We start from the raw sequence: 11,310 nt of genomic DNA, 5'->3' as shown, positions 1-11,310 counted from the left end.
AATTCTACTTGATTATTATCATAATTATATTTGAATACTCCTTCATTACTTTTAAAGTAAGTATCCTTAGAATATCTATCTAAAAAAATAAAACAATTATTATATTTACTTAATTTATCAATAGATTTTACACATTCACCAGTTTCTATATTGTAAAAATCTATTTCCTCTTTATCACTGTCATTAATAATTAATTCATTATCTACGACTTCTATATCTGCCATAACAATATTATTGTATTCTCTAATTAAAGTATTACTTTTCATATCATAATGCTTTATTTTCTCATCTTCTTGGAAATACACTATTATTTCTCCATTATTATGTATATATACTTTATTAGCTTGATTTTCTAAACTTAATTTAAATACTTCAGAAGTATTTAGATTAATCAATAATATCTTTTCCTTTTCCTCATAATTGTCTACATAATGAATAACTATTTCCCCTTCTGAATTTATATCAGTAGATAAAATTATCTCTTTCTCCTCTATTAATTCATTTATAAAATCTATATCTATACTTTTCCACGAGTTAAAATTATCATCAACTTCAAAATATACTAAATCATTATTTTCACTAATTCCTAATACCTCTAAGCTATAATCCTTTTTAACAACTTTAAATATTTGATTTAATTCTCTTGGAACTATTATTTTTTCTTCTATAAACAAATTATCTGAAATAACATTTTTTTCCTCAATTGAACATCCAGCAATATTTATTAAGATTACTATACTTATTAGTAAAACATTAACTATACTTTTAAGTTTCCCCACATAATTTCCCCCAATTCTTAATCTATATTTAGTAATTTCCTACCTAAAAATTTATTTAGGTAGGAATGTAACTTTTATATTATGACTTTTTATTTAGTATCATAATAAGATGCATTTCCAGTTAATGTTCTATCTATACTTGCATAAGATGTATATCTAGAATTAATCCAGTAACTCTTCTTCATATATCCTTTACCATTTACAGCTGTTGACATATGAGTCTTTGTAGAATGATAATAATTTGAATAACATTCTGTAAATGTTACCCCATAATATAATATCCCTCCTCCAATATTCTTTTTAGCAGCCATTGCTACTGCTGAATTTGATAAAATTATTCCCCCTAAAACTAATGCTGTTATTGATTTTTTAATATTTTTTATTTTCATTATTTTGTCCCCCCGAACTTAACTTTTTTTTGATATCGATATCACACTTTTATAATAACCATTTTTTTACACATATTTTCATTTATATAATACTTTATTTGTTTTTTCTAATTTTTGCGATTTATGCTATTAAAAGATTCACTTTTTATTTTAAATTTATCATTTTTTATCTAAATCTTATAAAATTCTTTTATTTCTAATAAAATTCATTGCATTTTTGTTATTATTTTGTATATTTTTACAAAAAGTAATAAATAATACTCTTTTTTACATTTATTTATTGAACCAAGCTTTGAAATCATGATAAAATATTCTGGTAACGTTTTCTATTTTGTTAAAAGGAGGTTATTATGCTTAAAGTTTATATTTGTGAAGATGAATATTATCAACAACTTTATCTAAAGGAGATAATATCTAATACTATTTGTATTGAGAATTATGATATGGAGCTTTCATTAGTAACTTCTGATCCTTATAAGTTATTAGATATTATAAAAGATACAAATTATACTGGAATATACTTTTTAGATATACATTTAAATTCAGATATTGATGGAATAAATCTTGCTAAAAAAATACGTTATTATGATCCTAGATGCTTTATAATATTCATAACTGCTGATCCAAGTAAAAGTAGTACAATATTCTTTCATAAAGTTGAAGCTATGGATTATATATTAAAAACCGATTTTAAAATTATACCCATAAGAATAAAAGACTGCCTAAAAAATGCTAATGATAAAATATCAAAAGCAACTAAATTTCACAAAGTACTTACTATAAAGGCCAATGATAAAATACAAAATATTGATTATGACAAAATTTTATTTTTTGAAACATCATCAACTATTCATAAAGTCATAGTTCATTGTATGGATAAGAAAATAGAATTCTATAAAAAAATGAAAGAATTAGAAGAAATATTAGATGATAGATTTTGCAGATGTCATACTTCTTTTATAGTAAACAAAGATAAAATCAAAGAAATTAATAAAAAGGATAGAATAGCTCATATGATTAATGATGAGGAGTGCTTAATTTCAACTCGTGGAATTAAATATCTTGTAAAGTAATAAAACCTACCTACGGGGTCAATCTTATATTCGATTGACCCCGTAAGTAGATTTTTTATCTTAAACTTTCATTTTTAACTATTATATCATAACCTGTATAAGCCATAGCTAAAGCTGCTATTAATAATCTATCGTGTGCCTTACTTGTTATTGTTGAATTTGCCATTTCAACACTATGTCCAACAATGGGACAATCTGTTACTCCAATATACGGATGAATTGTCGGTGTAACATGACTAACATTTCCTATATCACTTGAACCTCCAGTTGCCTTAGCTTCCTTTATATCTGTAATTCCTAATTCTCTTAAGTTATTATTAAACATTTCTGATAATGCTTCATTTGTTTTTAAATCATCATAAGGTAATTCATATCTTTCCATTTCAAGAGTTGCTCCTGTCATTAAAGCTGCACCTTCTGCAATTTTTTTAACCTTTTCTACAACTTCAGTTACTCTTTCCTTAGTAGCTGCTCTAAAATAGAAATCTGCAATTGCCTCATCTGGTACTATATTTGCTGCAACTCCACCTTTAGTTATTATTCCATGCATTCTTACATCTGGTGTTACATGCTGACGAAGTGCATCTATTCCATTGAATAATTGAATAACACTATTTAAAGCGTTTATTCCTTTCTCTGGACATGATGCTGCATGAGCAGTTTTTCCTTTATATATGAATCTTATTGGATATAATGCACTACTTGATCCACTAGCTCTAGTTTCTCCATCTGGATGAACTATCATAGCAGCATCTAACTCATCAAATGCGCCTGCTTCTGTTAATATAACCTTTCCACCATTAGTCTCTTCTGCTGGAGTTCCATAAACTATAATCTTTCCACCAATTTCAGATAAAACTTTACTTAAAACAACTCCTGCACCAGCTGACATAACACCAATCATGTTGTGTCCGCATCCATGTCCTATTTTAGGAAGAGCATCATATTCACATAAGTACCCTACTGTCATACCTTCTTTTCCACTATCAAATGTAGCTTTAAATGCGGTATTCATTTCAGCATAAGGACACTCTATTTCAAATTCATGCTCTCTTAAAAAAGTAGTTAATGCTCCAACTGCCTTATATTCTTCATTCCCTAGCTCTGGATTTCTATATATGTAATCACTTATTTCAGCTAATCTTTCCTTAATTAATTGACCTTCATTATATAATCTTTCTTTCATTTATTATTTCCCCCCATATTATGTTATTAAAGAAATATGCCCTCCACCTGTAATAAAAAAGCTACAACAATTTTCTATAACAGATATCGAGCATATTCTTACTATATATTTTCTTACATAACTATAAATTAATAAATTTTAAATCTATGTTATATTATTTGTTAATATTTGATAATCGTTCTAACTACTAACTCTAAACTAAGCCCATCCCATCATCATAGCACAAGTTATAAATATTATACCTAGTGCAAATAAAATAATTTGTAATGGCATTATCCACTTAAACCATTTTGAATAAGGTATACCAGCCATTCCTAGACACGCCATTAATACTCCTGATGTTGGGAAAATAGCATTTGAAAAACCATCTCCTAATTGGAATATTAATACTGTTGTTTGTCTTGATATTTCAAGTAAATCACCAAGTGGTGCTAATATAGGCATAGTTAATGCCGCTTGTCCTGAACCTGAAATAACAAAGAAGTTTATAAACATCTGAACTGGTAGCATCACACATGCAGCTAACATTGATGGTAACTTACCAATAAATGATGATAAGCCATATAATATTGTATCTATAATTTGAGCATTTTCAGCTATTATTACTATAGCTCTTGCAAATCCAATTATCATTGCAGCTCCAATCATATCCTTAGCTCCAGCTATAAAAGATTCTGCCATTTCATCAGCCTTTAACCCACCAACTATTCCTGCAAATATTCCTGTTATTAAGAATACTGCTGCTATTTCTGGAATCCAGAAACCTTGCTTTAACACGCCCCATATAATAACTGCTAAACAAACACCAATTGAAGCAATAATAATTTTATGTGCAAATGTAAATTTAACCTCTTCACTTTGAATATCACTTAACTTTTCACGTTTTTCTTGATCTATTTTATACATTGGACTAAATTCAGGATTTTTCTTAACTTTTCTTGCATAAACCATTAAGAATATAATTCCTATAATTGTTGTTATAACCCATGCAATAGTACGATATGTTACTCCTGAAAATAATGGAATTTCAGCTATTGATTGTGCTATTCCAACTGTAAATGGATTAAGCATAGCTGTTGCAAATCCCACGATACAACCTAAATAACTTATTCCAACTGCTAATATACTATCAAACCCTAAGGCAAGCATTAATGGTACTAATATTGTTATAAATGGTATTGCCTCTTCTGTCATACCAAAAGTTGCACCACCAAGAGAAAATAATGTAAATATAATAGGAATTATTAATATTTCATTTCCCTTAAAAACATTAACAACTTTAGCAATAGCTGAATCTATTGCCTTTGTTCTTGTTATTAAATTAAATGCACCACCAACTATGAATAAGAAAGCTATAATTTCTGCTGACTGTTCAAGCCCTTTTACTGGTGCCTGCATCACAGAAAATAATCCTTGTGCTTCATTCTGAACATATGTAAATGATCCATTTAAAACTACAGTTCTACTCTGTCCATTAACTTCCGTTACTACCCTTTCATAAGATCCCCCCGGAACTATGTAAGTTGCTATAGCTACTAAAACTATTATTGAAAAAATAATAACTAAAGTATGTGGAATCTTTATTCCCCCACTAAACTTCTTAAAAAACCCTTTTCTTTCGTTATTTGCTACATTTTGCATTAGTTTAAAATCCCCCTAAATTTTTGTATCTTGACATGATAGGTTGAAGGAGATAATCTTTTAAAAGTTTTTAACTAATAAGTGATAGTTCTTCACGTTTCATTTGATATTTATACACAAAAAAAGCCTTGAGCTTATTCACTCAAGACTATACAATCACTAAATACTAAACAACTTAATTTAAAGTACTTATTATAAATAATATAACCGTTAAGTGATAGCTCTTCACAAATGAATTTGTGACAGTGTTATATATATTTTATATAACCCCAACGCTATAGTTTCAAAGCATTAACTATAGGTTTCGGCGAAATTTCCTTTCTGTTTACATCCTTGTGCTTACCTCCGTAAACATACTCTTAAATATCGCAACCTCTATCTACTTCATATCTACTTGTCACTTATAATATACAATTTTTTATACATATTGTAAAGGATATTTTGTATAAATATAAACTTTAATCTGAATATAATACTAAAATTTATCTACTGCTGCATTTAAAGTTAATTTATACCCATAATGATATGTATGAGAATACTCGAAAGCTTCTCCATCCTCTAATATTCCAACTTGTTCTATATGTAATATTGGTGATTCACACTCTAACTCTAGTAATTCCATTAACTCTTCTGTTGATATTAATGCTTCAACTACACGTTGTGCTGTTGATATTTTATATCCGCATTGATCTAAGTAATTATATAGTGAATTACAATCAGATTTTTTTAAATTAGGAAACATTTTTACTGGCATATAAGTTATCATATATGACACTGGGCATCCTTCTGCATATCTAACTCTTTTAACTTCCCAAACATTTTCCCCTAAATCTAAATTTAACTTATCTTTTATTATATTATCCGCTTCAACTATAGTTAAACTTATTAATTTAGTTATAATACTATATCCCTTATTAACCATTTCCTTTGTATAGCTTTCTATAGTACCAATATTATCAGAAATTCTATTAACTAAAACTATACTTCCTATACCCCTTTTCCTTGATATATACCCCTCTTTAACTAAATTATTAAATGCTGATCTTACTGTCATTCGCGTAACATTAAACTTTTCGCATAATTTATTTTCAGAAGGAAGTAATTCTCCCTGCTTTATTTCTCCAGAATCAATTAAATCTTTTAAATATTTTTCTATTTTTATATATATTGGCTCACTCATTTACTAAACTCCTCTTTGCACTATATTAAATACAAATTCAAATATTCTCTCTATTTATTGTACCATAATGCTAAACTTAATTACTTATAATATAATGTAATTTAATTATTAAACTTTACTAAAATACTATAAATGTTTTTTTATTTACTTTGTAACGTACATAAAAATAACGACATAGCTAATAAGAAACTTTCCCTTACAACTACATCGTTACTTTATAATATATATTTTTAAAATGTTAAATGGTTTATCTTCTTAATTATTTATTTTCTAACTTTGATAATCTTTCATATATATCTATAAACTCTTCAGCTAATTGTTGAAAATTCATAGCGTTCATTAAATGGTCTTGAGAATGTATTAATAATACACCTATTTCCAATTTTTCTCCTGAAGCCTCTTTAGTTATAAGCTGAGTTTGAAATGCATGAGCCTTATGCATCTCTTCTCTTGATTTCTTTATTAACTTCCTAGCTTCTTCAAAGTTTCCTTCTTTTGCTTTACTTAAAGCATCAAAAGCTAATCCCTTTGCTTCTCCTGCATTTGCTATTAATCCAAATGATATTTCCATTAATTCTTCGTTCATATTTATATTCTCCTATAATCTACTATAATTAATAAATTCTATATTATTTCTTCTTAAAAATTCTTCTACTTTTTTAGATGTTAAAATACTATACTCTTTTATTCTTTGCATTACATAAGATGTTGAGTTAACTAGGTTTTCATCTATAAATGCCGGATGACACATAATATCTATTACTTCATGTTCCTTAAGTTCATTTATAAATTTTTCAAAATAATCATCTGTTACATTATCGCTATAGAAACTTTCTGTCATTGGAATAACTTTATCATAATGAATTTCATATTCAAATCCACCTCTTATAGGTAGTTGATATTTTTCTAATATTCTTTCTATTACAGGCTTTAAAGCTTTTAATGTATGTACATGATGATGAGAATCTAAATGATCAACCTTAACTCCACTATTAATTGCTTTATCAATTTGAGCAGAAAACTCTTCATATACTTCATCTAAATTAAACTTTTCTTCTATAATTTCATTAGTTAATCTCTTATAGAAGTTTCCATTTTCATCTACTATTGTTTTATGATAATTTAAAATAGGTTTATTTGCACTTAATGTCATATGAACTCCGCATCCTAAACCCTTATTTTCTTTTAATAAACTAACAGCATGATCAAAAGCAGGCATACCAGGCATTATAGTCGTTGACCTTACTATTCCATTTTTATAAGCTGATATAATTCCATAATTAACAGCTTCACTTAATCCAAAATCATCTGCATTTACTATTATCTTTGTCATACTAACACCCTTTCCTGCAGTTAATAGTTTTTAGTTAGGAGTTATCAGTTTAGGAAGAAACCCCTAATGGAATTTACTTTAATCTATTTCTAACTCTAAACTTCTAACTAATTTGAGAATTGTGGTAAATACTCTTTATGTGCTTCAATCATTTCATCTAATATAGTTTTAGCTAAATCATCTGATGGTATTAATGGATTTATACATAATGCTTGTAATGCTGCATTATAGTCTCCTTCAACAGCTGCCTTAGCTGCTAATATTTCAAAAGCTTTTATTTCAGTAACTAATCCACTAACTGCAACTGGTAAATATCCTACTGCTAAAGGCTTAGGTCCATCTTTAGTTATTACACAGCTCATCTCTGCTGCTGAGTCTTCTCTAAAGTCTCTTATTGCCCCATTATTTAATGTATTTACAACTTGAACATCTTTTTTATCATTGTAAATTGAGTTAATTAAGTTACAAGCTGCATCACTATAATATGCTCCACCTCTTTTTTCTAATTGTGGTGGCTTAACTGCTAAGTTTTCATCTTTATATAATTCAAATAAGTCATCTTCTAATGCCTTAACTGTTTCACCTCTAGTTTTTCCATCTTTAAAGCCTTCTAATTCTTCTTCAAGCATTTCTTTATGTTTATAGTAGTATTTGTGATATGGACAAGGTATAACTCCTAATGCTCTAACAAAATCAGCATTTAATGGAATATCCTTTATATTTTGCATTGTTAATGATGAAGTAACAAACTTCTCTATTGCTTCTTTAGTTATGTCCTTTCCATCTAATCTTACATTTAATGCATAAACCATATGATTAAGACCTGCAAAATCCATTTCAAGTCTATCTTTTTCTACTTTTAATATATCTGCCATTCCATTCTTAACACCTATTGGAACATTACATAAACCAATATATCTTCTAAAGTTTGTATATTTAAATACTGCTTCCGAAATTACTCCTGTTGGATTTGTAAAGTTTACTAGCCATGCATTTGGACAAAGCTCTTCAATGTCTTTTATAATATCTAATACTACTGGAACTGTTCTAAGTGCTTTAAATAATCCACCTGCTCCATTAGTTTCTTGACCTATAACTCCATGTGAAAGTGGAATTCTTTCATCTTTAATTCTTGCATCTAATAATCCAACTCTTAATTGAGTAGTTACAAAATCAGCATCTTTTAATGCTTCTCTTCTATCTAAAGTTAGATGTATTTCCATATCTATTCCTGCTTTTTTAACCATTCTCTTTGCAAGATTACCTACTATTTCTAACTTATGCTTACCTTCTTCTATATCAACTAACCATAATTCTCTTACTGGTAGTTCTTTATGTCTCTTTATAAAACCTTCTACTAATTCAGGTGTATAACTTGATCCTCCACCTATAGTAACTATTTTTATTCCGTTTTTCATACTATCCACCATCCTAACTTTTTATTTATAAATTTTGCTCTAACTAAGCTATATGTATTAATTCTCTTTTGATTATCTTTATATTTATTTTTAAAGTATCATTTAAGATAGCACTTTATATGCTGATTTTTACTCACTATATAAATGAATAAAAAGCAAAATACAAACTTCTATACATTTTGAGTTTAGAGTAAAGCCGACTTAATTATCGGCCTTACTTTTCTTTTAACTCAAACTCTATTTTTATGTGTTTAACTAAGTCTTTTTAAGCTGCTTGATACATGTCCATTTTTTTAGCATCCATCTTTTCTGCCATAACTACGAATGGTAAGTATATTAATATTGAAACTACTATATTAACCACACATAATGCTGCACCTGACCAATGTCCTGTTGCCATAAATCCACCTAGTATTGGAGGTGTAGTCCAAGGCATAGTTGCCATTATTACTGGATGAACTAAACCAAATGAAATCGAAAGATATGAAATTACTGTTGTAACAATTGGTGCAATTACAAATGGTATTCCGAATATTGGATTTAATACTATTGGTAATCCAAATATTACTGGTTCACTAATATTGAATATGGCTGGTGCTAATCCTAAAGCAAGCATATCTCTTCTTCTTTTACCTGCAATTGCTATAGCAACTAATAAACCGATGATTACTCCTGATCCTCCCATGAATATGAAAGCATCGAAGAATGGTCCTGCTAATACATGTAATTGTTCTAATGGAGCTCCATTTTGAATCATTTCTGCATTTTGTGCTCCTAAGTTAGTTAACATTGTTCCTGTGAAAGGTAATGCAATATTTGCACCATGTAAACCAACAAACCATAATCCATGAATAAAGAATGCTATTAATATAGCTGATGGTAATGTATCTGTTATATTACTTAATGGAATTCCTAAGTATTTGTTTATTAAATCTGTTAAGAATTGTCCATCTGCTGCTAATCTTATTAATAATCCTACAACTGCGAATATAACTACTGTTAACATTCCTGGTATTAACTTCGCAAATGATCTTGATACTGCCGGTGGTACCCCATCAGGCATTTTAACTACCAATTGTTTTACTTTTCCTAATCTTATAAATACTTCTGTTGATAATATACCTATTATAATTGCTGTAAATAATGCTCCTGTTCCTAAGTATGCAACTCCAATGAATCCCCAACCTTCTACTGCAGGTTGTCCATCTACTGCAATCTTTGCAACTTGTGGAATTAAAAGAACAAATATTGAGGTTGCTATCATTGATGCTTGAAGACCATTTTCTTCATATGATTTTGCAAGATTATATGCAACACCTATTACTAAAAGTAATGCCATAATAGCTAATGTTCCAAACCATATATCTCCATTTAATGATTTTATTTGTTGTCCGAATGTATTTTCTGCTAAAAAATTATTTAATGCTTTTATTGGTGCATTATTTATAAGTGTTGCTAAAGATCCGATAATTGTTAACGGTATCATTGCAACGAAAGCGTCTCTAACCGCTACAAGATGTCTTTGTGCTCCCATCTTTGCTGCATATGGAGTAATATATTTATCCATAAAAGCCATAAACTTTTCCATGTTCTTCCCCTACCTTTACCTTACATTTTTTATATACTTTTTTCTTAATTCTCAATACCTAAATACCACTTTTTATATTCTATTTCTTTAATTCTAATGCTCTTTCTAAAACAGCTTTACCATTACATCTTCCATAATCCATCATATTGATAACTTCTACTGGAATTCCATGTGGATCTGCCAAACCTTTTGCCTTACTTAAAATATATCTAACTTGTGGTCCTAATAGTAAAACATCACACTTTGTTATTTCATTTTGTAAATTTACTTCTGAAATAGCCCAAATTTCACATTCTACTCCCTTTTCTTTTGCAGCCTCTTGCATTTTAGTTACTAATAAACTTGTTGACATACCTGCTGAGCAAGCTAACATAATTTTAATCATAATATATACCTCCAAACATTTATTTAATAATGTATTCGTTTTCTCACCTTATGTATACATTGTATATTAATTGTATAGACATTTCAAGTGGTTTTATAAAAATTTTTTAAACATTTTCATTACAGTTTTCCCTTTTTAAGTAATAATTATACCCTAAAAACTAAAATCGTCTCTTATATATATATATTCCTTAATTCAAACTATACATTTCAACTATACATTTAAGATAATTTTATTGCTTTTCTAAATACATTTAAATTACTATCTAAACTTTTAACCAAAATAAAGCTGTCTCATAAGTTATTTTAAAATAACTTATGAGACAGCTATATATTAAC

The 11,310-nt window shown here is 28.2% G+C and carries 11 protein-coding genes and 1 riboswitch; of the genes, 1 reads left to right on the top strand and 10 read right to left on the bottom strand.

Features of this window, described 5'->3' with window-relative positions; all coding sequences use genetic code 11:
• On the bottom strand, window positions 1-779 hold a 779-nt coding region (locus I4V51_RS10265), incomplete at its 3' end, for a hypothetical protein (protein WP_195988344.1).
• An 89-nt stretch (window positions 780-868) separates the two neighbouring features.
• Window positions 869-1,168 carry a lactococcin 972 family bacteriocin gene (locus tag I4V51_RS10260; RefSeq protein WP_195988343.1) on the bottom strand — a complete coding sequence of 100 codons (300 nt, stop codon included), beginning with the start codon at window positions 1,166-1,168 and terminating at the stop codon, window positions 869-871.
• Window positions 1,169-1,518: 350 nt separating this feature from the next.
• Between I4V51_RS10260 and I4V51_RS10255 the strand changes: the two genes are divergently transcribed.
• Window positions 1,519-2,241: a LytTR family DNA-binding domain-containing protein gene (locus I4V51_RS10255; RefSeq protein WP_195988342.1), complete on the top strand. Its 723-nt coding sequence runs from the start codon at window positions 1,519-1,521 to the stop codon at window positions 2,239-2,241.
• Window positions 2,242-2,296: 55 nt separating this feature from the next.
• Here I4V51_RS10255 and I4V51_RS10250 read toward each other — a convergent pair whose 3' ends face one another.
• From I4V51_RS10250 to I4V51_RS10215, 8 genes are all read right to left on the bottom strand, one after another.
• A complete protein-coding gene (locus I4V51_RS10250; RefSeq protein ID WP_195988341.1) occupies window positions 2,297-3,427 on the bottom strand; it encodes a M20 family metallopeptidase in 1,131 nt (376 codons plus the stop codon).
• A 198-nt stretch (window positions 3,428-3,625) separates the two neighbouring features.
• Entirely contained in the window at window positions 3,626-5,068 is a 1,443-nt protein-coding gene (locus I4V51_RS10245; RefSeq protein ID WP_195988340.1) for a YfcC family protein, read from the bottom strand.
• Window positions 5,069-5,278: 210 nt separating this feature from the next.
• A riboswitch (Lysine riboswitch) is annotated at window positions 5,279-5,454 on the bottom strand.
• A gap of 89 nt (window positions 5,455-5,543) precedes the next feature.
• Entirely contained in the window at window positions 5,544-6,248 is a 705-nt protein-coding gene (locus tag I4V51_RS10240; protein ID WP_195988339.1) for a GntR family transcriptional regulator, read from the bottom strand.
• A gap of 259 nt (window positions 6,249-6,507) precedes the next feature.
• A complete protein-coding gene (locus I4V51_RS10235; RefSeq protein ID WP_195988338.1) occupies window positions 6,508-6,834 on the bottom strand; it encodes a PTS lactose/cellobiose transporter subunit IIA in 327 nt (108 codons plus the stop codon).
• 12 nt (window positions 6,835-6,846) lie between these two features.
• Window positions 6,847-7,581 (bottom strand): chitin disaccharide deacetylase, encoded by a 735-nt coding sequence (chbG, locus tag I4V51_RS10230; RefSeq protein ID WP_195988337.1) that lies wholly within the window; start codon window positions 7,579-7,581, stop codon window positions 6,847-6,849.
• Window positions 7,582-7,688: 107 nt separating this feature from the next.
• Complete coding sequence (locus I4V51_RS10225) at window positions 7,689-8,999, bottom strand: 6-phospho-beta-glucosidase (protein WP_195988336.1); 1,311 nt, start codon at window positions 8,997-8,999, stop codon at window positions 7,689-7,691.
• Between the two features lie 265 nt (window positions 9,000-9,264).
• A complete protein-coding gene (locus tag I4V51_RS10220; RefSeq protein ID WP_195988335.1) occupies window positions 9,265-10,587 on the bottom strand; it encodes a PTS transporter subunit EIIC in 1,323 nt (440 codons plus the stop codon).
• 79 nt (window positions 10,588-10,666) lie between these two features.
• Window positions 10,667-10,972, bottom strand: a complete 306-nt coding sequence (locus I4V51_RS10215) for a PTS sugar transporter subunit IIB (protein WP_207745941.1) — start codon at window positions 10,970-10,972, stop codon at window positions 10,667-10,669.
• Window positions 10,973-11,310 lie beyond the last annotated feature (338 nt).

The sequence above is a fragment of the Clostridium sp. D53t1_180928_C8 genome (assembly GCF_015667795.1).
Lineage (GTDB): Bacteria > Bacillota > Clostridia > Clostridiales > Clostridiaceae > Clostridium.
Note: the sequence above shows the minus strand (reverse complement) of the source record. Positions and strands in the feature narration are given on the sequence as shown.

Coding starts and splice junctions, on each gene's coding strand:
- I4V51_RS10245 (WP_195988340.1), bottom strand. CDS start 5,068: ATGCAAAATGTAGCAAATAACGAAAGAAAAGGGTTTTTTAAGAAGTTT.
- I4V51_RS10225 (WP_195988336.1), bottom strand. CDS start 8,999: ATGAAAAACGGAATAAAAATAGTTACTATAGGTGGAGGATCAAGTTAT.
- I4V51_RS10240 (WP_195988339.1), bottom strand. CDS start 6,248: ATGAGTGAGCCAATATATATAAAAATAGAAAAATATTTAAAAGATTTA.
- I4V51_RS10235 (WP_195988338.1), bottom strand. CDS start 6,834: ATGAACGAAGAATTAATGGAAATATCATTTGGATTAATAGCAAATGCA.
- I4V51_RS10215 (WP_207745941.1), bottom strand. CDS start 10,972: ATGATTAAAATTATGTTAGCTTGCTCAGCAGGTATGTCAACAAGTTTA.
- I4V51_RS10260 (WP_195988343.1), bottom strand. CDS start 1,168: ATGAAAATAAAAAATATTAAAAAATCAATAACAGCATTAGTTTTAGGG.
- I4V51_RS10220 (WP_195988335.1), bottom strand. CDS start 10,587: ATGGAAAAGTTTATGGCTTTTATGGATAAATATATTACTCCATATGCA.
- I4V51_RS10255 (WP_195988342.1), top strand. CDS start 1,519: ATGCTTAAAGTTTATATTTGTGAAGATGAATATTATCAACAACTTTAT.
- chbG (WP_195988337.1), bottom strand. CDS start 7,581: ATGACAAAGATAATAGTAAATGCAGATGATTTTGGATTAAGTGAAGCT.
- I4V51_RS10250 (WP_195988341.1), bottom strand. CDS start 3,427: ATGAAAGAAAGATTATATAATGAAGGTCAATTAATTAAGGAAAGATTA.